The following is a 24,875-nucleotide window of genomic DNA, read 5'->3' on the forward strand; positions in this document are numbered from 1 at the left end:
GCCTAGCCCATCACTCGCGGGGGCTCGTGGTCAGGCGTGTTCGAGTGCGGTGACGGCGGCGTCGGCGATCGCGTCGGCCGCCTCGATGGGGTCGGCGACCATCAGCGTGCTGGTGTGGGTGAAGGTGTGCCCGGTCAGGTCGGCGGGGCGCAGCCACAGCACCGCGCACCCGGACTGGTGCAGGGTGGTGATGAGCCGTTGCGCGGGGTCGGGGTTGGGTAGGTCGCCGTCGGAGACGACGGCGAGCATCCGCAGCCGCCCCGGCTGGCGCAGGTGCAGGAGCTGGTCGGCGAGTTTCACCGCGTCGAGGAACGCGGTGGTGCCGCCGACCGCCCGCATTTCGAGGACGTGGGAGGGGTGCTGCCGAGGAGGCACGAGCAGGGTGGCTCGACTGCCGAATCCGATCATGGTGGTGGTGGCCTGGTTGGTGTGGGCGGCGTGGCCGAGGATCCACCCGGCTGAGGACATCGGCGCCGCGTAGGGGTGCATCGAGTAGGAGGTGTCGACGAGCACTGCCAGGTGCAGGTGTGGCTTCGGCGGTGGGACGTGCGCGCGGCGCTGCCAGGGTGTGGCGGTGGGCAGGCTACCGGCGGCGATCTGCGCTTGGGCGGTGATGGCGTGCCGGGTGCGTAGCCGCCCGGGTGGTATCGGGCTGGGACGCGTGTCGGGTTCGGGTTGGTGGGTGCGGGCGCGGCGCAGCCGCGCGGCGAGGTGGCGGGCGGCTGCACGTTCGGCGTCGGTGGGGTCTCGGCGTGTCCACGACGCGGGTGCGCTGTGCCGGGGGTGGATCTGCCTGGTGGTGTATTCGGCGGGGGTCAGGCCGGCGGCGTGCGCGAGGTAGTCGGCGAGTGCCTGGGCGAGCTGGCCGGGGAACGCGCCGGGGTCTGGCTGTGGCGGCTCGGGTTGCTGGTGGGGGTCGATGGCGAGGATGCGGCACCACTGCCACGCAAGGTTGGTCATGGCGGTGGCGTCGGTGTCGTCGACGGTGTGGGCTTGGTGCCACAGGTCGCGCAGCTGGCGCAGGGTGGTGCGGCCGAGGACGGCGGTGACGGCGGCGCGGACTCCTTTGGTGTCTTTGGCGGTGATGATGCGGGCGTCGACGCGGGCGAGGAGCAGCCCGGCGAGGTGGGCGGCGTGCCAGGCGTCGTCTACGGGCGCGTCGTCGGGGTCAAGCAGGGTGGTGACGGTGTGGCGCAGCCATCGGCGGTCGCCGCGCCGCCGGGTGCGTTGGCGGTTCTCGGCGCGGGATTCCTCGAGCAGGTCGGCGACGGTGGCGACGATCGGCGGGGTGCCGGCGGGTGTTGTCCACAGGCTGTGGGTGGCGTGGGCGGCTTCGTGGACGAGCAGCCCGTAGGCGGTGGGTACCAGGCGTTTGTGTCCGGCTTTGCGGGGGTCGGTGATGTCGGGGGCGCCGATGTGGGTGGCGTCGACCTCGATGCGGCGGGCGTCGGGGTAGAAGCAGGCGGGTGCGCCGCCGCCCGCGCCGGGGGCGACGGTGACGGTCAGGTCGTGGCGGCCGGTGAGGACCGGGATGTGTCGGGTCCAGGCGTCGCTCCATGGGCGCCAGTCCGGGGCGCTGGGGGTCGGGGTGCCGGAACTGGCACGCCGGTGGGTGGAGGGATGGGGCATGAGTGGTTTCCCTTCTCGGGAGGGGTCAGCGTTGTTTGCCGAGGGTCAGCGGGTTGATGTCCGTGCCGAACTGCTGTTTGAGGACGGCGTGAACCTGCTCCCGATCGTCTTGTGGTGCGCGGCCGACGAGGTTCGCCACGGCCGCCGCGGACCCGAGGGTTTTGCTGACGCGGGTGAAGCCGAGCAGTTCGCGTAGCTGCGGCGCCCAGCCGATGCGTCCGGCGGCGAGTTCGGTGTTGAGTGCGATCGCGGCTTCGACGGCGGGTCGGGGGACGCCGAGGTGGCGGGCGAGGTCCCAGTCGGTGGTGACCTCGATGTGCACGTCGAAGCGGGACGCGAGGGCTTCGGTGAGGATCGCGCCGTGAACGCCGGGGTTGTGTCCGGCGATGACGTAGAACCCGTCGGTGGCTTCGACGCGTTCGTTGCGGTACCCGGGAATGGTGATGACGCGGCGGCCGTCCATCGCGGGGTACAGCACGGCGAGGACCTTCGGCGCGATGAGCGTGGCGTCGTCGACCAGCAGCGCCCGCCCTTCGCGCATCGCGATGACCAGGGGGCCGTAGACGAACTCGAACCCGCCGTCGGGCAGGGGGATGAAGTTGCCGAGGAAGTCCTCCACCACCGTGTCGCCGGTGCCCGCGACGGTGAGCAGGTCGGCGAAGGCGGCTTCGACGAGGGCGGTCTTGCCGGTGCCTGGCGGGCCGTAGAGCAGCACCGGGATACGCTTCTCGCGCAGCCGGCGCAGCACGTCCACGTCGGTGGCCCCCGCCAGCTTGCGGGGGAAGTACAGGTCACCGTTCGGGCGGGTGACCGGCTGCCGTCGACCTGCCCCGCGATGTCCTTGGCGGGGTGTCCGCGGGGTGGGCGGCGGCATCATCCCGGCGGCGTCGATACCGGCCTGGGTGATCTGGAAGCGGTGCGGGCCGGTCAGGTGGGTGGCGTAGCCGGCGGCGGCCATCTTCTTCAGCGCCTCGAAGACAGCCCCGGTCGAGGGAACAGACAGGGCTTTCGTGATCTCCCCGACCGTGAACATGCGGTCCGGATGAGCGACGAGGTACGAGGCGACCTTGTGGTACAGGTAGCCAGGACGCCTGCCGCCACCGGCCGGTGTGGGCGGGGTGGCAGGTCCAGTTGTGGGATCCATGCGAGTCCTCCCGTCAAGGGGTAGGGCCCGCGCATCCCGTCTCCAGATGCGCGGGCAGAAGCGAAATCCGCGCAGCGGAGACTGGAATCGGGTGAAGCTAGAGCCGTCTCACAGCAGGACGGTTCAGCGCCGTCGGTGTGAGGGTTTGCCGCAGGCCATTCCTCAGCGGGGGTGTGCGGGGGTGGGGGTGATGGTCGCCGGTGCGTCGGGGATTGTCCCGGCGATGCGGTCGCAGTCGTAGGGATGCACCGGCAGCCAGGTCCAGGACCAGCCCATCACCACGTAGCCGCCGTCCGGGTTCGAGCTGATGCGCTCGATCGCCTCCGGGTCGTCCTGCACCCGGGTGTCGTCAGCGACGATGACGTCCCCGTCGAACCACATCCGGCCCATGGACTGGTCCACCCGGCGGTGCAGGTCCGCCGCGGCGGCGCCCTCCGCGGCCAGATAGCGGCGGTAGCGGTCGCGGGCGGCCTGTTGCTCGGCGACGATCGCCTCGGCGACCGCGCGGGTGCAGGTGAACACCGCCCACCCGTTCCACGTGTCGACCAGCGTGCCGACGAACCCGACCGGGATCCGCATCTCCCCCGCCTCGTTGGGCGTCCACGCCCAGTCCCCAGCGAACACGCCCGGGCCGCCCAGGCGCACCCGCTGCGGGTATACATGCTGCAGGTCCCGGTCGTCGCCGTCGGGGTGCAGGAGCATCCGGCACTGCCGGGCCGCCTCGGCCTCGACCGCCTCGTCGAAGCCGTCACACCACGCCCACCGCGCCTGGTCTAGCTGACGCCCCCGCAGGTCCTCCCATGGGGGCGCATCGGGCGGGGCGTGCTCGACGTAGCGGGCGGCGCCGGCGGCGAGGTCGTCCCGGTCGGCGAACGGCAGCCCCTGGATGTCGCGCCCATCGGCGGCCTCGATGGCCGTGAGGACCTGCCGCGCGGTCGCCGCCACCTCACCGCTGGCCCGTGCGCCGATGGTGTCCTGCGCCCACCACTCGGCGGCGTTTCGGCCGGCTGCGGCCCCGGCGTGGTGAAGGGCGTCGAGCACGCGCTGCCATCCGGCGTTCGGCAGGCGGCGGACGCGGTCGCCCTCGCCGAGGAGCATCGACAGCCGGGATCCGCTGTCCCAGTTGACGTCCAGGACCCGCTGCTCGGGGTCGTAGCGGCGCACGGTGCCCTCGTCGCCAGGGCGCAGCCGGGTGTGCGGGTCGCTGGTGTGCTCGAGCGCGACCCGGTCTGCCTCCTGGAAGGTGTCCGGGGCCGAGCGGCGGCCCGTAGCGGAGTCATCTGGCTGCGGCGGGCTTGTGTTGTTGTCTGAGCGGGTCATGTCATGTCCTTCTGTTGATTTGTCTCGGGGGCATGGGTGTCGGGCAGCCGGCCATTCAGCGGGTCGTGTCCTGCGAGGGCTCATGCTTCGAACTGGTCTCGATGAGCGCTGCGTCGTGCCGCAGAACGGCGCACGCCTCCTGGAACCGGCTGTGCGTCGTGTCGCGCGCTTCGCGTACGTGGGCGTGCGCGTCCTCGGTGGCGCGCATCCGTTCTTCCGGCGGTGACTGGGGGTGTCCAGGTCGGCGGTGCCGTCGTGCACGGCGAAAGGTCGGTGCGGCCTGGGTCAGCGCTTCGCGCCCTGCGATGCAGGGCGACATCCCCGTTCGACGGGCGCGGTCATCTTGTCCGCCCGTACCGGTAGGGGATCATCGGGTAGTCACCGAAGTACGGGTAGGGAATGAGTCGGTGATGCGTTCCCCCGTCGCCCGTTTGTTCGTAGCCGTAGTAGTGGCTCATCGACGGGTCGGACCAGCGCTCGAACAACACCACGTGCCCGCGCAGGTCGGGAGCGGTGTTGATCAGCAGGTCTCCCGGCCGCAGATCGGTCTTGGCGATGACCGTGGACCGTGCGGCCAGCCCGACGGTGTTCAACCCGGGCCCGTCCAGGCCCAAGGCCATGGACACGTAGCCCGAGCAGTCACGCCGGTATCCCTGGAACCAGTCGCCCGGATTCCCGCTGGACAGGTACGGCACTGGACCACCCGACCAGGCGGTCAACCACGAGTGGGCACGGGCGAAGACGGTGGCAATGTCAGCGCAACCAGCGGCACCGCCACTGCCCACCGACGGGCACGTGCTCAGACATAACTCAAGATCGGCCGGGAGGGCTGAGGGGTTGACGGATTCCACAGCACGGGCCAGGGCGATCGCGTCGTCTTCCCACTTGGCGTAGGCGTCGGGGTAGGCGGAGCGTTGCACGGCTTGGGCGGCGTCGGTCAACGCCATGGCCTGCCAGCCGTTGACGGCCAGCAGCGCCGTGTAGAACTTCCCGGCCGCGTAGCGGGGGTCGCGCAGTTGGGCGGGCGTGCCCCAGCCTTGGGAGGGGCGTTGCTGGAACAGCCCGACGGAGTCTCGGTCCCCGCTGGGCAGGTTGCGCAGGGTGGATTCCTGCATGGCGGTGGCCAGGGCGATGACCCAGGCTCGGGGCGGGACTTTCAGCTCCACGCCGACGGTGACGATCACAGCGGCGTTGGCCGTCTGTTCGCTGCTCCACCCATCGCCGGCGCCGACCACGGGAGGGGACAAAGGAACGGCGGGCGGCAGCGATTGCCCGTCCGGACCGGCCGGGCCGTAGCAGGCGGCGGAGGCCGCGCCGCCGCCGGCAAATAGCGCGCCGATCCCACCGGCGCACAGCACCAACGCGGCGATGACTCCGGCGGCGATCGCGCCGAGCGCGCGGGCGCTCACCGCGGTGCTCCCGCCGCTGATCGCGGCCCGCACGGCTGCTCGCCCCGGGCGGTGCCGCCAGGGTCCAGGCAGTTGACCAGGTGGTAGGTGGCGAGGCGGGTGCCGTCGCTGGTGTGCACGGCGAGGGTGCCGGTGTCCGCGTCGATGAGGTAGATCCACTCGGTGTCAAGGTGAGCGGCGTGGCACAGCGGAAACACCGTGACCGGCTCCGGCGAATCCACTTTGGACGCAAGCGTCATGCCGACGCCCGGCACCGGGCGCTGTCCGGAAAACGCGGAGCGGGTGGTGGCGGCGACGTCCGGGTCGAGGTACTCCCAGTCGTGGGCGAGGATCGCGGTGATCAGCATCCGCGTGTCGTGCTGGGCGTAACCGACCCAGATGGCGGCCAGGGTGGGCAGCACCACGGCGGGGTGGCCGTCGAAGAGCACGAACCGGGCGTGCACGAGGTGCGGGTTGTCGGGGCTGGTGGCGCCGATGTAGCAGTGGGTGCTCACAAACAGACTCCTTCAGTAAGAGGGCGACAAGCGGCGGGCGGACAGCCGTCATGGGTGGTCGTGCTCGGGCTGGGGCGGCCAGGCGGCGGGTTTTGCGCGCCAGCCGAAGACCGGGTCGGTGGTCTCGACAGAGCCGCAGCGGGTGCAGCGGACGTACGTGTCCTCGCCGTAGCCGGCCATGGACGGCATCTCGTCGGCGTCGATCTCGTCGACCGCGCCGCAGATCTCGCAGCGGACGGACGCGCCGTCGGGTCCGCACCCGCTGAAGACCGGCTCGTCGGAGTCGCTGCGGGGCGGGATTAGTGGGGTCACGGGGTGCCCTCGGCAGTGCTTGTTCGGGTGTAGCGGGCGGTGGCGGCCAGCAGCGCGACCAGGCCGGGATACGTGGTGGGGATGTCGGCCGATGGTGGGCTGTCGTCGACGAGGACGAGCGGGTGGTCATCGCCGCGCAGGTGGGAGAGCTGGTAGAGGCGGCTGTTGATGTCGACAGCGTCGATGCGGCGAGCCGGCCGTTGCTGGCCGTCGACGGTGAGGAGGTCGTCAAAGCAGGTGGCCCATGCCAGCAGCCGCGAGTCGGGCGTGGCGGCGCGGATCTGCGTGATGATGGTGTCCAGGACGGTCTGGTAGGGCGTGGGTGCCGCGGGGTTGCCGAGGCCGGCGGCGAGGCGGTGTAGCAGCGCGGACAGCCTGGCCGGGTCGGTGAGCAGGTCGTCAGGATGCAGCGGAAACTCCACGCCGCGGATCTCCTGTGGTGACCCGGGAATGGTCAGGGGCCGGTCGTGGATGAGCAGCGTCGTCGCGGGCTGGCCCCAGCCCATCGCGTCGGCCTCAGCGTCAGCGGCGATGAGGCATGAGGTGATGTCGTGGACAACGGCGAAGGACAACACGGTGGTCTCCTGTCGGAAAGCAGATACGACAGGACCCCGCAGCCGGAGGACTGCGGGGTCCTGTGCGTGCGGGTAGGGCAGGTCAGCGGGGATGGCGGTCGCGGCTGCGCACTGTTGGTGTGCGGTGGTGTAGGTATTCGCGTACGCCGCTGCCGTCGCTTTTTGCCTCGTACATCGCGCAGTCGGCCTGGGTGAGCAGGTGTCGGATGCTGGTGTTCGGGTGGTGGGTGTGGGTGTAGCCGACCGAGGCGGTCACGCGAAGGTCGCCGTTGACGACGCGGATGGAGTTGCCGGCGATCGCCTGCCATGCGGCGTGGGCTGCTGCGGTGGTGTCGTCGCGGTCACCGGTGACGAGCAGTGCGAACTCGTCGCCGGAGAGCCGGGCGGCGAGACGCACGGGGGTGGGAAGGCTGGCCAGGCGTCGGCCGACTTGGTTGAGCAGGTCGTTGCCGACTTCGTGGCCGAGGGTGTCGTTGACGGCCTTGAAGTGGTTGAGGTCCAGCAGCACCACCCCGACCGGAGTGTTGTTCTCCAAGGCGGTACGCAGGTGGGCCAGGAACAGCCTGCGGTTGGGTAGGCCGGTGACGTCGTCGTGGGTGGCGTCGTGGCGGGCCGTCCGCAGGGCGTGCTGCTGGCGCCACAGCATGGCGGCGGCGAGGGCGAGACCGGCGAGGATCCCGCCGGCGGCGGTAAGCGCCGCGTGCACGATTTGAGACACTGAGTTCGCTCCTTTCGGGAAGGAGCAACACCGGGGGCGGGCGGGTAGCGGCCACTTCACGCCCGCCCCTGGGCTGCCGCTGCTTGAACAGTCCGCCGGTTAGGCGGGGGCGAGTTGGAAGGTGGCGGGCTTGTCGACGGTCTGCACGGCCTTGCCGGCGGCGACCAGCTTGAACAACGCGTTGTTGACCGCGCCCGCGCTGGCTTTCTTCGCATCGGTGCCGGCGTTCGCGGCGTCGATCAGCTTGCACAGCTCACTGGTCTTGTAGGCCCGGTCAGGGTGCGCTTCGAGAACATCGAGCACCGCCCCTCTCAGCGAGCCCTTCGTCCGGCGGCTACCCGCGGTCGAGGTGCCCGCCTCGATGGTCGGGGCCGGCGGGGCGTCCTCCGACACCCCGGCGGGGTGCTCGCTGTCCGGGTCGGATGCGACCGCTGGTTCTGCCGCTGCACCATCGGCCTGTGAGAGTGCGTCGACCGTGGCGCTGGAGGCAGCGGCTGGCGGGGTGTCGGCGGGATTGGCAGGTTGCGGGGTGGTTGGTTCCTCGTCAGCGGTCTCGGCATCGTCGATGGTGTCGCATTCCTCGGCGGGGTCGTCGGCACTGGTCTGGGCCGGGGCTTCGAACGGCGTGCCAGTGTCGTGGGCCAGCGGAGGGCTAGGGTCGGTGCCGACGGTGGTGCGGCCGGCATCGGTCAGCCGCCACACCGCGCGCTTGTCTTCGGTGCGGACGGGTTCGGCCTGCCCGGTGTGCTCCAGCGCACGGAGTTTGGCCGTGGCCGTGGAGTAGCCGAGGCCGGCCTTGTCGGCGACGGCGGCGGCGGTGGCTTCGCCAAGTTCAGCGAGGGCAGCGAGGACCTTGAACATGGCGTGTGCCGGTACGGATTCTGGCGCGTCGGTCATGGGCATCTCCCTTCTATGTGTGAGGTCAGCACTGATCCACGCTTCGTTCGCGGCGGCGATCAAGTGCGATGGGCAGATCTCGGGACATCCGAGATCCGGCTCGGTGGCAGCGGGGTATGTCGCGGGGTCAGAACGGTGGATCGTCGTGAGCGGCGGAAGACTGCCGAGACGGGCGACCGGTGGCGGTGATAGCGCGCAGGCGGCCGGACAGGGCGGCCAGGTGCAGCCGGAGCCGCTCCCGGATGGGCATGGCGTCCGTGGGTGAGGTGTGCCAGAGCCACCGGTAGGCGCCGATGCTGTAGTAGCCGTCCCGGTCGGGGTAGCAGCGGTCGTCGACGTCGAGACGGATGTCGTCGCCGACGTCGGTCTCTTCGAGCAGCACGGCGGTGGTGCCGTCGAAGCACAGCAGCGGGTACTCCCCCGGCATCGTGCCCGCGCGCCACGGCCCGGCGAGGTCCGCGGCCATCTGGCGGACGGTGTGCGGGTGGAAGCGGCAGATCAGGTATCCGTCCTCACCGGCGTCGTAGCCATCGGCGACCAGCGCGGGGTAGACCCCGTCGCCGGCCTTCCGTGAGGTGACCATGACCGAACGCCAACGCACGTGGGGTGGGGCGATGTCGGCGCGGTGGTCGGACAGCTGCACGTGTCTGGCGTCGAGCGTGCAACCGGGCCCGGTGTCGGTGTCGATCGCGAGCCAGTCGCGGTCGAGGGCGCGGCCAGCGCGTAGGACGTCAATGAGGCGACGCCCGTCGGGATCGGGGTGCCGCAGCGGCAGATACCAGTGGTGATCAGGCTCCATGGCCGCGCCTACGAGCCGCCACGATCCGCCGTAGGCGACCTGTTCGGCGCCATGCGTGGTGTGCCAGACCGGCACGCCGTTGGAACGCAACTGTCCTCCGGAGCCGGCGCGCCGCAGGGTCAGCGCCGGTGTGTTGTGCTCGCCTGCGGCGACCTGGGCTTTGGTGAGACGGTGGGTGGGGCAGGCGAGGGCGTGTTCTGCCAGAGGCAGCACGTCCTCGACACGGAACCACAGTCGGTTGGACACGGTGACGCGGACCTCCTTGCGACGAACAGGGGACGGGAAGAGGAACAGAGCGGCCTGTCACAGGCCAGCGGGGTGCGGCGCCCCACGCCCGGGGCTCTCGGCGGGTGCGGCAGGGGTGTCACCCCGCCTGCGGGGTTGGCGCGATCACCAACCCCACAGGCAGTGCGGCATGGCGCAGAATTGGTGTCGAACGGCGTCTGCGTTGACGACCGGGTGCGAGACGAGATGATGCCTGCGACCGAACCCGTGCTGGGATGGCCGCCGAACGCCCTGACTGTGTGGGGCGGGCGCCCCCGGGGTAACTAGAGGGAGACGGCGAGCAGACGCTGGTCGGGGCCGAGGGTGTCGAGATGGGTCAGGGCCTGCTCGAGGTAGGTAATGCGGTGAGCGAGGAAGTCGCTGGCCGGGGCAAGGTGACGGCCGTCGGCAGTGAGCATCGCGTCGCCGACGACGGCGCTGGAGGCGCGGTAGTGCTGGTAGGCGACCTGCCCAGCCTGATACATCTCCAGTTCACCGACGCTGGGTTGGCCGGGGCCGGGGGTGGCTGCGGCGTGCAGGCGCATGGCGTGCACGCGGGGCTGGGCGTGGAAGTCCTCGCTCGCCCGCTCGAAGGGGTAGCGGTCGGGGTCGGTGAGGTGACGGGCCTCGAACACGGGCCACGGGATGGCCGGGCGGGTGCCGTGGACGACCTGCTGCCAGCCCTGGTAACGGATACCGGCGCCGACGGCGGCAGCGTGCCGCATACCGGGCAGGTCGAGCAGCCGTACGGGTCCGCCCGCGCACGGCGTCGGGTGGCCTTTGCGGGTACCGATGAGCTGGTGGCGCTGCCACAGCCGTAGCCGCGGGATGGCCCAGTACAGGGTGGTGAGGGTGCCGGCGACACCGAAGTGCGTGTCGAGCTGGTGGCTGGTCAGTGCCTGAGCCGGCAGGTCGTCGGGCAGACAGATGACCATGGTCTTGATGGTGGGGGCCGGCGTGACCGGCGGTCGGGAAGCGGTGGCCTGGACGCGGGCTGGCGGCGCAGCAGGCGTCGAGGTGGCCTTCGGCCGGGTGGGTCGCGCCGGGATGGTGGGCACGCGGCTGCCGTGACGGGTCAGCGGGGTGCCGTTTACAGCGGACATGGCGTTGTCCTCCTTCGATTCGGGTGCACGTGGACATGCGGGACCGGCTCACCGATTCGTGAGTCGGGCTAGTGCCGCAAGAACGGGAGGTTGCGCGGGCGCGCGAAGGCGACCAGGCCCACCAGGTACGTGGGTCAGGTCGATGGGTGCCCGCGCGTGGTGCGCTGGTGCGGTTGGTTGGTGCGACCTTGAGGAATCGCCGCGCGGTGCGCGTGCCGACCGGCGTAGGCGGGTGGGCATGGCGCTACGGGTTGGTGCGGCGAGGATCCCTGGGGTGGGACCGAACCGAGGGTGGAGCGATATGTGAGGGGTGGTGGTGCCGTGAACAGTAGCCCTGGGTACTCACAGCGGGCACAGACGGCGGTGGGGTCTGATTCGGCGGTGACCTGCACCGTGAGAGATCAACCACCACTGCGGGGCGGTTGGTGTGAGTCGCTGTGAGTGGCGGGCCCGCTCACAGACGCGCTCGCCGTGGGCCGAGCCTTCCGGAGCTGCCTAGGCGGCTGCAGGACGGGCGGGTGCCCTGCGGTGTGAGGGGGCTGTGAGCGAGCCGGCGGGGCTGTCAGGCGTGGTCGGGGTCGGTGTAGCGGTGAGGGTTGGTGGCGGTGTTGTCGGGGCCGTGGTCGCTGGGCAGGTCGTGCAACCAGCGGGGTGGTCCGGGGTCGGCGGCGAGGGTCCAGGCGGGGCCGGCGGGGTGCTCGTGGTGCAGGCCGGTGGCCACAGGCATGGCTGTCGGGATGCCGGCGAGCGCGTCGAGTAGGTGGGCTTCGCGGCGGTGGCTGGGCACACGAAGCAGGACGGGGTAGCGGGGGCCGAACTCGGCGAGGCGTTCGTAGGCGCGCAGCTTGCGCAGCACCTTGCGCAGAGGCTCGGTGCCGTTGTCGTGTTCGAGGAAGAACCCGACCGTGCGGTCGTCCGCCTGCCAGATGCCGTGGCCGTCGGGGCGGATGTCGGCGAGGGCGTAGGCGGCGGTGGCGTGCTGCTCGGACCACCAGCGCACCAGACGGGCACTGGAGTCAGTGCGGGTATAGGCGTACAGGTCGACGAAGAGTTGGTTGGCGCCGAGAAGGTGCCGCAGGCGGGGGCTGCCGATGATGCGTTCGGTGCGTTCAATGCTGGAGCGCGGCGGGCGGGCGTCCGGGCTCTCGGGGTCGGTGTAGGTGGTTGGGTGCACGAGCATGCCAAGCGGCCCGAGGGTGTAGAGGTGCTGGCCGGTACCGGTGGTGACATCGACGAAGCGGTGCACGGCCTCGATGCGATGCAGCGTGGCCAAGCGCAGCCGCGCGGAGCGCCCCGACGGAAACAACGCGGTGGTGATCTGCGCGGTGGACAGCACGTAGTGCTCGGCGAGCCAGGCCAGCAGTTGCCGGTCGCGCAGGGTCAGCCGGCGCAGGTAGGACAGCCGGTGTGCCTTGCTGAAACGCCGGTGAGGCCTAGTACTCCAGCCGGGGATTGTGATCACGGCTCGGTGAGGTCTTGTCGGGTGTAGTGGCTGGTCATGGCTTGGGCTTGGTGGCGTCGTCGGCGGATGGACCAGAGCAGTGGGTCCGCTCGGCGGCGGGTGGGTTCGATGATCAGGACGTGGAACAGGTGGCGTAGTTCGTTGACGGTCAGTCGGATCAGCCCGGCCGGTTGATGGTGGTGGTTGGCGGTCGCGGCGGCGAGGAATGCGTGGGCGAGGATCACCAGGGTGGTCCAGCGGTGCCATGACGTCCAGCGGCGGTGTTGGTGCTGGTCGAGGCCGAGTCCGGTCTTCGCGGCCTGGAACGATTCTTCGATTTTCCAGCGGCGGCCGGCGACCGTGACCAGGCGGTGGAGTGGGACGGGTTGCGGTGACCAGCAGCGGTAGAAGGCCAGTTCACCGGTGCGGCGGTTGCGGCGGGTCAGGAGCCAGTGGTGTCCGCCGTGTGCGTCGGTGGCGTGCGGTAGGGCGGTGTAGGACCAGTCGTACCAGCGGTGGCCTTTCGCGCCTCGGCCGGCGGAGATGCGCTGCCAGGCGGTGGTGGGAAGACCGGTGGCCAGGGCGTCGACGCGGTGGACGCCGAGGCTGGTGGTGACCTGGTGGGAGCGGGCCACGGCCAGGACGTAGCCCAGGCGCAGCTGACGTAGCCGGGCGGCCAGGCGTGGATCGTTGCCGTAGGCCTCGTCGCCGGCCACCCACCCGCACGGCAGCCCGGCGGTGACCGCGGTGGTGATCATCCGGGACGCCAGCTGCGGTTTCGTGGCGAACCGCACCTGCTCGGGGACACCGGCCCGTGTCCGGCGTTCGGGGTCGTCGCACCAGGATTTCGGCAGGTAGAGGGCCGCGTCGAGCATCGCGTGAGCGGTGTCGGTGGCGTAGACGAGGTGCACGGCGAGCTGGCAGTTCTCGATCTTCCCGGCCGTGCCTGAGTACTGCCGCTGGACACCGACGGTGTGCCGGCCCTTCTTCAGGTCCCCCGTCTCGTCGATGACCAGCACCGCCTCGGTATCACCGAGGTGCTGGGCGACGAACTCGCGGACATCGACACGAACGGCGGCGTCGTCCCAGCGCACCCGGGTCAACAGGTCCTGCATCCCGTCCGGGCCGCTGTCACCGGCGTGCTCGGCGATCGTCCAGCAGTTCTTCGACGGTAACGGCGCCAGCAGGCCCCGGACGAAGTCACGCACCCGACGGCGAGGCTCGGGCCTGCGGAAACGTCCCCCGACCGTCAGCATCAGGCCGTCGAACAACACCCGCCACCGCTGAGCGTCTACCCTGTATCCCGCAGCCACCGCCGCGTCATGGTCAGTCCACACAACCGCCCATGATCGACGGTGGCTGCACCCGTTCACACACCACACCAAGCCCCAGCTCAGCCAAGGTCAACATCCCCGGCTGGAGTACTAGGAGGGCGAGGTTCGGGCGGGCGAGGTTCAGAAGTCGACGAGCCGGAGGGCATGAGGAATCTCCTCAGCGAGTAGAACGGAGAGGCTCCCTCCTGTGAGGAGGGAGTCTGGAGCTGTCATCTCTGGTCAGCGGAGCCGGCCACCGGCGGTGTGCTGCGCTGACAGCCACATTCGCGCTCCGTGCAGGAGGTGATGGTGAGTAGAGGTGGTGAAGGAGCGGTGAAGCAACGACGGAAGACGCCACGGAAACCCCACCAGCTCGCCCAGGAGCCATTGCATCGTGCGTGCGGTGTAGGCCTCTGTGCTATGCCAAACGAGATGGACTCCACCGTGACGGTCATAAAACTGCTCCCACCACGGGCCAATCTCGCCGAAGCCAACTGACGGTGCGTAAGGGCTAAGCCCGCAATCGGGCTCGGAGCGCTTCGTCCTGCCAGATCTGATGCTTTCAGACATGTCGGATCTGTGCGGCGGTTCCTGCCTGCTTAGAGGCTCAGCTTCCGACGGGACAACCTCTGCCCGTACTGACATCAACAGCAATCCGTACGTTTGAGCTTCGGCATCTGACGGCGCTGCGAGTTGGACCGATCACATGACTGACGAGCGAGATATATTGACGATCTCACCTGGGAGGTTGCACCGTGAGCCGTCGCAAGGTCCTTGCCGTGTTGGGGACGCTGCTGGCCCTAGTGGGCGGTGCGCTGACCAACGTGGTTACGGCGATGTACTCCGCGCCAAGTGGTTGGCGAGTCTGGCTGACTGCGATATTTGTCATTGTCGTCTTGCTGGCAAGTGCGCTTGCTTGGGCGGGCGTTGAAGCGGGGAACGGTGGGCCGAAACCAAAACCGAAGACGAAGAGGAAGAGCAAGAGAAGCCAGAACGCGGCTAAAGCTCAGGTTGGGGGGCGTCCCGGAACCGGAGGTAAGAGTGGCACTCGGCCAGCACCAGCCTCGGAGGTTTTAACCTTCAGGACGTCACTGCGCGGGGGCGTCATGGGGGTTGCGGCAACAGCAGCCGTTACGCTGGTCGGGTTTACCTGTTCCTGTTCGCTTGCGAGCCTTACCAATCCACCGGGCGGTCCTCAGCCGCCGATGATCGGCGAATGTCGTTTATCAAATGCCCCGCTGGCCCTCGTCGTTGGCCGTCACGCGAATGCTGTCCCCCCAGCGATCACAGCTGAAGTGGAAGACGTGGTGCGATACACAGTTGAAGTCCAAAATCGAGTGAGCATCATCAAGGTGGACGGGGACCCGGCCGTCGTCGATCAAACGACTCCTCGTCTCAAAAACAAGAATAACCGCGCGCGTCGAGTCGAGATGTCCAACTGGCTGGACGAGATCGGTCGGGCTGCGGGTGTCGTGAGGCCTGTCGAGCCCGAATCGGACCCACTTGGAGCACTGAGCGTGGCAGCCGGAACGCTTGGCAACTCAGGGACGGCTGTAATTCTGGACACCGGTGTCTCGACAGTCGCGCCGTTCGATCTAAGTCAACCCGGCGCCTTTGCTCTGTCACCCGACGAGGTAGTTCGCGAACTCACACGGCGGGGTAGTTTGCCTGAACTTGCCGGAGTGACCGTGATATTTTCCAATCTCGGCAATGTGGCTTCGCCACAGCAGGTTCTAGGGCAAAGCGGCAGACAGCACCTAAGAGAGGTATGGCAAGCGATCCTGAAAGCTTCAGGCGCGGAGTGCGTCGCCTTCGTGTCACAGCCTATCGGAGATGCGTCAAGTCCGATACCAGGTGACTTCCCCCCGGTCCGGACTGTCTCGATTGCGCCGAGCCGCTAGTTCGGTGCCCGATTCGGCCGCGAGAATTCGATCGGCCTCAGCGGCGCGGGCGGTTCGACACGCTACGATGATGAATGGACTGGACTGGCGTGCGGCTTTAGCGATTGATAACGACGCCGATTTCCGAGGGCCTTCACCACCCGAATATCGTGAATCATGCCAGGCGCTTGTGTAATCGCCGCGCCGAGGGGGCTCTCGATAAATGCGATCGGTCCTTCGTCATCTAGCCGTAGCGGATGCTGGACGGTCGGAATCTGCACGCTAACTGACCCGGCCGACCTCTCGGCCGCAGTTCCTGCGGGTTCGGGGACTGCGGTACCGCATCCTTCTGCGTTCCGCGCGCCCGCAAAGGCAGGGCGCCTCCTGGGATAGGATCGATTAACATCCGACCTGATTGCAGACGACCTGGATGAGTTCTGACAAGGCTGTCGCACGGGCGCGGTTGTCGAAGTAACGCGTCACCGCACCCGGGGCCCGACTACATCCGGTAGCCGATAGCAGCGTCAGTCAGCCCATGGCGGGGCCAGCCACGGCCCTCCCGGTGAAGGCTATTTCGTCCGTCATGGGCATCTGTGACTGTCAGGCGGAGCGGGATGTACGAGGCGTCCGTCTGGTGTCGCGGATGCCGGCCGCGCGGCGCTCGCTGTCGTCCTTTGTTGGTCGGGACAGCCGTTCGACGAGGGCGTCGATGGCGCTGGCATCCTGGGGCTCGACCTTCTTTGCGGCGGCCTGTCTGATCACGGTGGTCTCCCCGACCACGGGCTTGGGCGGGCGGGTCTTCATCGTGAATGCCGGTGTCTGGCGGCCGTCGGCGACAAGGCGGGTCGCGGCGGTGTAGGCGTCGAGGTGGGTCAGGTCGTGCTCGTCGAGTTCCGGCAAGGTGTGGCGGGCGAGGACGCGGGCGTCCTCGGGGGCGCAGGAGAAGTAGATCTTGTTGCGGGCGTTGGCCGAGGCGGCGGCGAGGAGGTCTTTTGGGAACTGGGCGAGGTCCTGGTGGGACAGCACGAGGGACAGCCGGTACTTACGGGCTTCGGCGAGCATCGTGTCCAGGGAGTTGGCGAGGGTGAGGAAGTTCTGCGCCTCGTCGATGATCAGCGTGGCGTCGCGACGCTGGTCGGGGGCGATTCTGGCGCGGGCGGTGGCGGCCTGCCACACCTGCGCGAGGATCAGCGAGCCCAGTAGCTTGCTGGTGTCCTCCCCGAGCTGCCCCTTGGGAATCCGAACGAGCAGGGCACCGCCGTCGAGGACCTCGCCCATGTCGAAGCTCGAGTGCGGGTAGCGCATGGTGCGTTTGACGAAGTCGCGCAGCAGGAAGGCGCGCAGCCGGGCCAGCACGGGTCCGATGACCTGGGAGCGCAGGGCCGGGTTGAGTTCGTCGTACCACTGCCAGAAGCCACGCAGTCCGGCCGGGTCGTCGAGGTCGACGGTCATCGCGGAGCGGAACTGCGCCGAGTTGAGCAGGGGCGGGATGTGCTGCAGGGTGACGTTCGCGTGTCGCAGGAGCGTGAGGCAGGCGACGCGCATGACGTCGTCCATGCGGGGTCCCCACGCTTTGGCGAAGATGTTGCCGAAGATCGACACGAGGTTGTCGACTACGAGGTCGGGGTCGTCGCCGGCGAGGGGGTTGATCGTCGGTGGGTTGGGTTGATCGGGGTCGAACAGGACGACCCGGTCGGCGACGGAGGCGGGGAGCCGGTCGAGGATGTCGAGGACGAGGTCGCCGTGGGGGTCGATGACGACGGTGCCGCGGCCGGCTTTGATGTCGTCGACGGCCATGTTGACCAGCAGTGTCGTCTTGCCGCTGCCGGTCGACCCGATCACATGCAGGTGATATCTCGAATCCGGCACCGACAGGGCGACACCGTGCCCGCCGACCTGTGCGTCGCCGAGGACTTTCACGCCCCGTCCGCCGGTGGGGACAGCGACGGGTGCCGGCATGGACTTGGCGCGGGCCCGGTCCAGGCCTGGCACCGCCAGGTCGCGGGGTAGGGCGGCGAGCGCGGCCAGCTCGGGTGTGGAGGTGAGGAACCCTCCGCTGAGGCGCCGCTGGGCCAGCATGGCGGCGGGATGGGGCATGCGGGTGCGGTGGGTGAGGCGGTTACGTCCGGAGTACACCGCGAACGCCGAGGCGATGGTGTCGGCGATGCCGCGCAGCCGAGGGCGTTGGTCGGTGGTGGCGCGTCGGCTGTCCTTGGCGACGGCGTAGCGCACGGCGGTTTCCCACAGCGGGTGGGAGGTCTTGTCGAGGATGGCTCGCACGTCGCGTTCGATTCCCGGGTCGCGGCGGCCTGTGGTTGCGGGCCGGGCGGTGGTGTGGGTGGAGCGGCCGGGCAGGAGCACCTCGACGAGCCACAGCAGCGGCGTGGCGGGGTTGATGGTGGGCAGGGCGGTCTTGCCGTCGCGTAGCCGCGTTGCGGCGCGTCGGGCTCGCAGGGCGCGGCGGGCGGTTGCGGGGCGGGCCAGGATCTGCACGCAGGCGTGCTCGTCGGCCCGTAGCCCCGATCCGGCGGACATGAGGGCGCGCAGCGGGTCGTTGTCGTGGTCGGTGTGGAGCGGCAGCCACTCGGCGGCGGTGGGTAGCAGATGCCCGCCCACGATGGCTGGCGCATTCAGCGGTATCGGCGGTGGAGCGGAGTTGTCGGTGGTGCAGGTGGCGCCGGGCCAGGCGGCGCGTACGGCGGCTTCGACGGCGCCGGGTGGGATGGGGCCGGGTACCCACAGGCTGATGAGTAGTCGCCGGCCGGTCCAGGTGTACTGCCACACCACGTGTGGGCTGCCGTAGAGCAGCCGGTGTCGGCGCGATGGGGTGAGGGTGCCGGTGAGGTTGGCCCACAGGGCAGCGGCGTTGTGGGGGTCGACCTCGGGTGGCGGGGCGATGGTGACGAGGCGGGCTCCGTCGGCGTGGCGGCGATGCCGCCAGAGAGCGAGGAGGTTACGGCCGGCGACGTAGGCGATCAGCGTGGCCGCGGCGACGGCGAGCAGCCAGGGCCTGTGTGCGGCCCAGTCGGCGGCGTCGAGAATCCACCGGGTCGCTTCGGTCGGGGGCGCGACGCCCGCGCCCGGTCCGCCGGGGACAGGTACGGGCGTGGGTGTGGGGAGGGTGGCGGGCGCGGTCACAGGTCCTCCTCGTCGTCGAGGTCGGTCAGCTCGCTTGGCCTCGTGGTGCACAGCTGGTGCTCGGTGTCGGAGGCGATGGCTTCGAAGCTGGTCCGGTTGGCGCCGGAGATCAGCAGGCCGGTGCCGACGCGGGCGGCAAGGAGGAGTCGGCGTTCGCCGGCGGTGAGGCCGAACGCGTCGCCGATGGTGTCGATGGCCTGCGGTGCCTGCTTGAGCAGGATCTGGGTGGCGGCGTTCGCGACGACGGCGTGGCCGAGGTCGCTGCCGAGGACGTCGGCGACGTCCTGGGTGATCACGGCTAGGCCGGCGTGGCGTTTGCGGGCGGCTTTGGACATGCGGAACAGGAACCGGGCGCCTTCGCCGTCGCGCATGAGCAGCCACGCCTCGTCCACCACCACGAGCCGCCGCGCCGTTGACGGGCCGGGCGCGTCGATTTGCCGCCAGATGGCGTCGAGGGCCAGGAGGGTGCCGACGGTGCGCAGTTCGTCGGGTAGGTGCCGCAGCGACCACACGACCAGGTGCCCGTCAGGGCGGGTGGTGGTCGGGCCGTCGAACAGGTGCGAGAACGAACCGTGCACCCACGGGGCGAGGCGGGCGGCGAGCTGCCGCGCGGCGGGGTCGTCGTCGGCGTGTAGGCAATCGGCGAGGTCGCGCAGCAGTGGGGCGGGCCGGTGGTGGGTGGCCGGGTCGGCGGTGATGCCGGCCTGGCGGTAGGCGGTGAGGATCGCCCGGTCCAGGGCGGCCCGTTCCGTCGGGGGTGGCTGCTGGCCGAGCAGCACCGCGATGAGGGTGTGCAGGAACAGGCCGCGCCGGGTGAGGACGTCGGGACGGGTGTCGCTGGTGGGCAGGTCGAGGGGGTTGACCTTTACCCCGGCTAGGCCGAGGCGCACCACGGTGCCGCCGACGGCGTCGGCCAGGCGCGGGTATTCGTCTTCGGGGTCGATGACGGCGACCTGCACCTGCTGGTAGAGGTTGCGCAGGATCTCCAGCTTCACGAAGTACGACTTGCCGGCGCCTGAGCGTGCGAGGACGACGGAGTTGTGGTTCTCCTGCGCCCAGCGGTCCCACCACACGATGCCCTGCGAGTCGGGGTTCACCCCGTAGAGCACTCCGCCCTCGGTGGGCGGGTCGCCAGGCAGTGGCGCGGGCAGGTCCGCCGAGGCGAGGGGGAACGCGGCGGCGAGGGCCGCGGTGTCCATGGTGCGGCGCATCTGCAGGCTGTCGGTCGCCAGGGGCAGGGTGGTGGTCCAGCCGGCGAGGTGGCGCCAGGTGGCGGGCTGTACCTCGATCAGGGTCGACGCGGCGGCGGCTTTGACCTGCGCGCAGGCTTCGAGGAGTTCGTTTTCGGTGCGGGCGTGCACGGTCAGGTAGAGGCCGACGCGGAACAGCTTCGCCGCGCCGCGGGCGAGCCGGTTGGCTAGGTCCGCGGCGTCTTCTGCCGCCGCGTCCACCACCGGGTCGGGTAGTTTGCCGCGTTCGGCGTCGGCACGGCGGGAGGATTCGAAGCGGGCGCGCTGGTTGCGCAGCTGGGCTGCGGCGAGCGGGGCGGGCAGCGGGTCGATGTGCAGGGCGAGGTCGAGGCGGCCAGGCCAGGACAGCAAGGGTTCGAGCCAGGCGGGGCCGACCTCGGCCGGGTAGCCGGTGACGACGAGGGTGGCGGCGTAGCCGTCGCCGACGCGCAGCATCCGTGGGGTTACCTCCACCGAGGCGGGGGCGACGGCCGCCGCCAGCTGCTGGGGCTTGCGGTCGCGCTCGGCGGGCGCGGTACGGGGGCGCAGGATCATCTCTGTCGGCTCCTTCCATCTCTGTGTGGCTGGTGGGGCGCTGGTGAGGTGATGACGGCATCCGGCGCGGCGAGGCCGCCGGGTCGGGGTGGCCGGTAGGGGTCGGCGGCGGCGGCGATCGCGGCGGTCACCGCCGCGCCGTCCAGGGCGCGGGTGGTGACACCGAGGCCGGACAGGGCGCGGACGGTGTCGTCGGCGCGCCGTCGGGCCGCGTGTTCGCTGCGCTCCCCGGGGCTGGTGCGGGTGACGATGAGGACCTGCCGGCGCAGCGGGTCCCGTCGGGTCGCGAGGGTGTCGAGGAAGCGGGCGTGGTCGGCTGCCGCGTCCGCCAGGGCCGGGTGCGGCAGTTTCTCGACCGTGTCAGCGAGGGTGCGTGCGGCGCCGTGCAGGTCCACTGGCTGCGCCGACACCACGATCTGGGTGGGGGTGGACAGGCTGTTGAGCCACCGACCGAACGTGTCGATCAGGGCGGCCTGCTCGTCGGCGGTGCGCAGCGCGAGGTTGACGTTCGACGCGGCGACCATCGCCGCCCGCGCGCTACCGAGGCGGATCTCCCCGCCGTCGTCGATCGCGTCGGCGGGCAGCGTCAACGGCGCCGGCAGCATCACCCTGCTCTTCGGCGCCTGCACCCAGTCTGGGGTTGTCGTTGTCGTGTCGGTTGTTGACAGGGCCCGTGGTGCTCGGGCGTGCCGGACGGCGGCCAGCAGCCACCCGTCCAGGGGCAGCCCGTCGCGGCGGCCCACGGCGATGCCGAAGACCAGGCCGCCGAGCACCACGGCGGCGCCGACGAGCACCGGTGCTGGCACGATGGTGTGCAGGCTCTGCCAGGCGCCGTAGAAGACGCAGGCGGCAAGGGCGAGGATCGCCAGTTGCCGGAACGTCAGCCCGTAGGCGACTTTGTCCGGGGCGTCGACGTCGGCGGGCATCCGGACGCGACCCGCGTCAGACGGGTCGGGGTGGGTGTTCATCGGCCCACCGCCTTCAGTGCGCGGCCGAGACCGGGAACGGAGCGGGTGACCTGCTGCACGACGATGACCCGCACGGCCGCGCCGATCATGTTCGCCCCGCGGCCGCTGCCGCCGGCGTTCACGTATCGGCGCATCAGGGTCGGTACCCGCAGTGTGGTCCAGAGCATGACCATGACGACGAACAGGTTGAGCACCCCGCCGGGCTCTACGGGCAGTCCGAGTGCGGGCAGCATGTGCTGCGGGTCGGTGAGCATCCACTGCCCGGCGTAGAGGGTGAAGCCCTGCACCACCGGCACCGCGAGCACGCCGGTGTAGGCCTTCCACCACAGGCGGGCCACCGGGTCGGTCTGCGGCAACGCGTGACAGGCCAGCGCGATCGGAGCTGCGGCGGTCAAGACGAGCAGGACCGCGAAGCGGACGATCACGCTGAACGCCGTGGACGCGAGGAGCACGGCGGTGATCGCCAGGCAGATGACGAACAGCAGCGCTGGCGTCGCGTCCTGCCCCGCTTTGAGGTGGGTCTTGATGGTCCGTAGGGCACCGTCGCTGTCCCCGGAAGGGGTGGTTAGTGCGCCAGTCAGCGCGTTGGCGACATCGGTGAGCATGCCGCACCACAGTTGGGAGAAGTGGGCGGCGACGAATCCGACGATCAGCCTCGGGACGAGGTCCTTGACGGTGTAGCGGGATCCTTCGCTGCCGCCAGCGGTCATGGTGAGCACGCCGGCGGCGAGGAACGCGAGGACGAAGACGGTGTCCACGACGAGCAGGGAACGGCCGGTCAGGGCCTGTACCTGCGGCAGGGCAGTGACGTTCGGGGTGATCAGCAGAGCTTTGCTGATCACCCCGAACAGCGCGTCCAGGGTCGCCAGGAGCGCCGCCGCCAGCCAGTCCAGGATCTGAGGCAGCAGGATACTCATCACGGTGCCCCGACAATGCCCTTGACGATCTGCAGCAGGACGGGGGCGAGGATCGCCAGGCCGTAGCCGACCAGGGCGTTGCGCAGCGCGCTCTTGGCCCGCTCTACCTGCGCCGGGTCGCCTCCGGCGGTGGCCCAGTACACGCCGGCGATGACGAGGAACAGGGTGGCGACCGCAGCGAGGATGCCGATCAGCCACATCCGCAGGTTGTTGATCACGACCGGCAGGGAGTTCGCCGCCAGCGCGGGCATGCCGGTGTCGGCGTTCGCGGCGGCGGGCACGGACAGCAACAGCAGCACCTGCCCGGCGACAGCGGCGACCCGGCCGGCACGGCGGGCGGTGCGGGAGTGGGTGAGGGCACGAAAACGTGCCGGGATGCGGGACATGAGCGGGTCACCTCCGGCCCCGGCATCGAGTGACGGCGGGGCGGTTGTCGGCGGTCAGGGCGGGTGGACCGCCGCGTCAGGGGGCGCGGGCGCGGACAGCGCCACGAACCACGACCGTCCCCGGGAGGAGCACGTCCTCCCTTGTCGGGTTGGCGGTGTGTTCGATGAGGTGTCAGCGCACCAAACTGCGCGGCACCCGGAGACGTCCGGTACGTGAGGCGGCCCGGTGTGGGCCCGGCCCCCTGGCGGCGGGCGGAACCATGGCGCCCACCGCGTGGCGGGCGAAACGGTCTCGCACTCTTAAACCGCCGTTTGTGTGCCCTGGCGAACGCCTCTCGTTCTCACAGCAGCTCACCGCCACTCACAGATGGCGGTGCCGCTGCTGCCTGCAGCCGCCGACTTCCCGGACCCGATTGCGGGTAGGTGGTGCGGTGGGCGCGTGGGCAAGGAGCGGGTCGGCGGAGCGTGGGACAGGTTGCGGCGCCCGCACCGGAAGTCGGTGGGGCGCCGTGGGAAGTGGTGCGGGCGATGGTTCAGGCGGCGGCTGCCGCCGACGTGGTGTCGTGGCGGGCGCGGTAGCGGCTGGCGGCGCGCAGGTTGGCCCGTCGTTCGGCGCGCGCGGCGAGGGCGGCGGCGGCCTGCGGGGACGCGGCCCCGGTGAGCAGGCCGGTGGCGAGGGCTTCGGCGATGCGGGTGTCGATGCGACCCAGTCGCATCCGCAGGGCGTCGGTGGTGATGCCCATCCGAGCAGCGATCGGTTCGATGGCCCGGCGGCCCAGCCGCACGTCGATGTAGGGCTGCTCGTCGTCGGGATCGAGAATTCCCAACCGGACGGCGCGGCGGACCAGCACGTCCGGATGCCCGTAGGGCACCTGCGGGGTGCGGGGCCCGGTGACGTGCTCCACGTCCTCGACCGGCGTGGTTTCGCCGGCCTGCTGGCGCAGCTTGTAGCCGGCGCGCCAGCCGGCGCGACACAGTGCCGCGTACGGGGCGGGCTGGGTCAGGTCGACGTGGTTGCGTAGCGCCGCCAGGAACCCGGTGAGGATCTCCGCTTCGATGTCCTCGGGATCGCCTCGGTACCCGTCGCGCAGCTGGCGGGTGTAGCGGCGCAGCGCTGGCATGGCCATGCCGACCGCGGCGATGACCCACTGCGGCCCGTCCAGCCGAGCGCGGCGGATCACCTCGGCCCACACCGCGTCGCGCGCCTGAAAGTCGCGGGGGTGCGCCAGCAGCCAGTCCCGCACCGCCGGCAGCGGCATCACACCCGCAGGCAAACCAACGTCCGGGCCGAACAGGTCAAGGTCGATCGACAAGGGCTCGGGGTCGCTGGTCAGTGCCGTGAATGCCACGTCGGCGGCGTCCAGCGCAGAGTCCGGCCAATGCGTGAGGAACACGCTCATGATTGCCACTCCTACAAAAGGGTTGCGGTGTCGCCGTCGATTGGGGCGACGACTGGGCAGCCGATTACGCCACGGCCGACTCACACACGCTGACACCGCAGGTCACGGCGGTGATGCCGCCGCCCGGGCCCGCCGTCACCGCGACGCCCGGGCCGGCTGCCCGCACGTCCGCTTCTTCCGTCGACGCGTGAGCTGACAGTGGCGCTGGGCAGGGCTGTGAGTGACGGCCGACCCCGCGCCGCCCGGTCCGCCTGACATCCCGACCGCCACATCTCCGCGCTCGTCACACCGACCCGTCGCGCCACTCACAGCGGCTCATAGGCGCTCACAGCGGCTCACTCATACAGCACTCTGCGCTCCCACTGGTGGCTGACAAGCGACGACGGATCACGATGCACTGTTGAGCGCATGGTTGCCGGCGCCGGGCGCCGCCGCCATCGTCGTCGGGGCCAGCGCCGGCACTTCTGCGTCGAGACGCCGCAGGGCGCCGCGGTGACATGACAACTGCACGCACCGCGTGTCATGGCGGCCAGCGCGGGCGTGACCTAAGACGTGGTGTTACGGCGACAATGTCAGAGAGGAATGTCAATGGGTTGGACATGGTGACAATGCCTGCGCGCACGGCGGCCACGCCGTCGCGGTGCGCGTGGCGAGACAGCCGGCGATGGCAGCGCACCTGTGACACAGCCGCGATTGACATTGCCGGCCATCGTTGACATTGGTGTCCGTCGGCGTTGCTGATCAGGACTTTGACACCGGTTACGAGTGCGCGGCACCACCGGCCAGTGCAGCGCCGGGCACTGTCGCGGACACGCCACCGGCGCGGCGGTCACGCCGAGGTCATCAGAGTCCGCACGTTCGGCGGTCAGTTGTCCGGCCGGTCACCGGCAGCCGCCGATGGCCAGGCACACGCCCACCCTCACTGCGCGGCGGACATCATGACACCACGCCATGTCATCGACCTGCGGCGATGACATGGCGTAG

General features: G+C 70.1%; 20 protein-coding genes. All 20 read right to left on the reverse strand.

Features of this window, described 5'->3' with window-relative positions:
* Positions 1-30: 30 nt before the first annotated feature.
* The 20 genes from CLT72_RS21225 to CLT72_RS21315 all read right to left on the reverse strand — a co-directional run bounded on the left by CLT72_RS21225 (position 31) and on the right by CLT72_RS21315 (position 23,891).
* Positions 31-1,629 (reverse strand): vWA domain-containing protein, encoded by a 1,599-nt coding sequence (locus CLT72_RS21225; RefSeq protein ID WP_101413279.1) that lies wholly within the window; start codon positions 1,627-1,629, stop codon positions 31-33.
* A 25-nt stretch (positions 1,630-1,654) separates the two neighbouring features.
* Positions 1,655-2,773, reverse strand: a complete 1,119-nt coding sequence (locus tag CLT72_RS21230; protein WP_101413280.1) for an AAA family ATPase — start codon at positions 2,771-2,773, stop codon at positions 1,655-1,657.
* A gap of 162 nt (positions 2,774-2,935) precedes the next feature.
* On the reverse strand, positions 2,936-4,093 hold the full coding sequence (locus CLT72_RS21235) for a DUF4314 domain-containing protein (RefSeq protein ID WP_101413281.1): 1,158 nt from the start codon (positions 4,091-4,093) through the stop codon (positions 2,936-2,938).
* Between the two features lie 55 nt (positions 4,094-4,148).
* Positions 4,149-4,301 carry a hypothetical protein gene (locus CLT72_RS32000; protein ID WP_158242055.1) on the reverse strand — a complete coding sequence of 51 codons (153 nt, stop codon included), beginning with the start codon at positions 4,299-4,301 and terminating at the stop codon, positions 4,149-4,151.
* Positions 4,302-4,431: 130 nt separating this feature from the next.
* Positions 4,432-5,502, reverse strand: a complete 1,071-nt coding sequence (locus CLT72_RS32975; protein WP_486484292.1) for an NlpC/P60 family protein — start codon at positions 5,500-5,502, stop codon at positions 4,432-4,434.
* A complete protein-coding gene (locus CLT72_RS21245) occupies positions 5,499-5,996 on the reverse strand; it encodes a hypothetical protein (protein WP_101413282.1) in 498 nt (165 codons plus the stop codon). Before CLT72_RS21245 ends, CLT72_RS32975 begins: the two co-directional genes overlap by 4 nt.
* Positions 5,997-6,044: 48 nt before the next feature.
* Positions 6,045-6,308, reverse strand: a complete 264-nt coding sequence (locus tag CLT72_RS21250; RefSeq protein ID WP_486484293.1) for a hypothetical protein — start codon at positions 6,306-6,308, stop codon at positions 6,045-6,047.
* Positions 6,305-6,883: a hypothetical protein gene (locus tag CLT72_RS21255; protein WP_101413283.1), complete on the reverse strand. Its 579-nt coding sequence runs from the start codon at positions 6,881-6,883 to the stop codon at positions 6,305-6,307. Before CLT72_RS21255 ends, CLT72_RS21250 begins: the two co-directional genes overlap by 4 nt.
* 82 nt (positions 6,884-6,965) lie before the next feature.
* Positions 6,966-7,601, reverse strand: a complete 636-nt coding sequence (locus CLT72_RS21260; RefSeq protein ID WP_101413284.1) for a GGDEF domain-containing protein — start codon at positions 7,599-7,601, stop codon at positions 6,966-6,968.
* A gap of 99 nt (positions 7,602-7,700) precedes the next feature.
* On the reverse strand, positions 7,701-8,498 hold the full coding sequence (locus CLT72_RS21265; RefSeq protein ID WP_486484294.1) for a MarR family transcriptional regulator: 798 nt from the start codon (positions 8,496-8,498) through the stop codon (positions 7,701-7,703).
* 127 nt (positions 8,499-8,625) lie between these two features.
* Positions 8,626-9,543 (reverse strand): hypothetical protein, encoded by a 918-nt coding sequence (locus CLT72_RS21270; protein WP_101413286.1) that lies wholly within the window; start codon positions 9,541-9,543, stop codon positions 8,626-8,628.
* Between the two features lie 302 nt (positions 9,544-9,845).
* Positions 9,846-10,664 (reverse strand): hypothetical protein, encoded by an 819-nt coding sequence (locus CLT72_RS21275; RefSeq protein ID WP_199184615.1) that lies wholly within the window; start codon positions 10,662-10,664, stop codon positions 9,846-9,848.
* Between the two features lie 562 nt (positions 10,665-11,226).
* On the reverse strand, positions 11,227-12,117 hold the full coding sequence (locus CLT72_RS21280; RefSeq protein WP_486484386.1) for a replication-relaxation family protein: 891 nt from the start codon (positions 12,115-12,117) through the stop codon (positions 11,227-11,229).
* A gap of 5 nt (positions 12,118-12,122) precedes the next feature.
* On the reverse strand, positions 12,123-13,361 hold the full coding sequence (locus CLT72_RS21285) for an IS701 family transposase (protein WP_199184735.1): 1,239 nt from the start codon (positions 13,359-13,361) through the stop codon (positions 12,123-12,125).
* Between the two features lie 2,537 nt (positions 13,362-15,898).
* On the reverse strand, positions 15,899-18,436 hold the full coding sequence (locus CLT72_RS21290) for a helicase HerA domain-containing protein (RefSeq protein WP_101413287.1): 2,538 nt from the start codon (positions 18,434-18,436) through the stop codon (positions 15,899-15,901).
* Positions 18,433-20,220: a TraG/VirB4 family ATPase gene (locus CLT72_RS21295; protein ID WP_101413288.1), complete on the reverse strand. Its 1,788-nt coding sequence runs from the start codon at positions 20,218-20,220 to the stop codon at positions 18,433-18,435. The genes CLT72_RS21290 and CLT72_RS21295 overlap by 4 nt, the downstream gene beginning before the upstream one ends.
* Positions 20,217-21,188 (reverse strand): PrgI family protein, encoded by a 972-nt coding sequence (locus tag CLT72_RS21300; RefSeq protein ID WP_101413289.1) that lies wholly within the window; start codon positions 21,186-21,188, stop codon positions 20,217-20,219. Before CLT72_RS21300 ends, CLT72_RS21295 begins: the two co-directional genes overlap by 4 nt.
* Positions 21,185-22,105 (reverse strand): TrbL/VirB6 family protein, encoded by a 921-nt coding sequence (locus CLT72_RS21305; RefSeq protein WP_101413290.1) that lies wholly within the window; start codon positions 22,103-22,105, stop codon positions 21,185-21,187. The genes CLT72_RS21300 and CLT72_RS21305 overlap by 4 nt, the downstream gene beginning before the upstream one ends.
* Complete coding sequence (locus CLT72_RS21310; RefSeq protein WP_101413291.1) at positions 22,105-22,491, reverse strand: pilin; 387 nt, start codon at positions 22,489-22,491, stop codon at positions 22,105-22,107. The genes CLT72_RS21305 and CLT72_RS21310 overlap by 1 nt, the downstream gene beginning before the upstream one ends.
* Positions 22,492-23,024: 533 nt before the next feature.
* Positions 23,025-23,891, reverse strand: coding sequence for a hypothetical protein (locus CLT72_RS21315; protein WP_101413292.1), 867 nt, complete (start codon positions 23,889-23,891; stop codon positions 23,025-23,027).
* Positions 23,892-24,875 lie beyond the last annotated feature (984 nt).

The organism is Micromonospora sp. CNZ309, assembly GCF_002846525.1.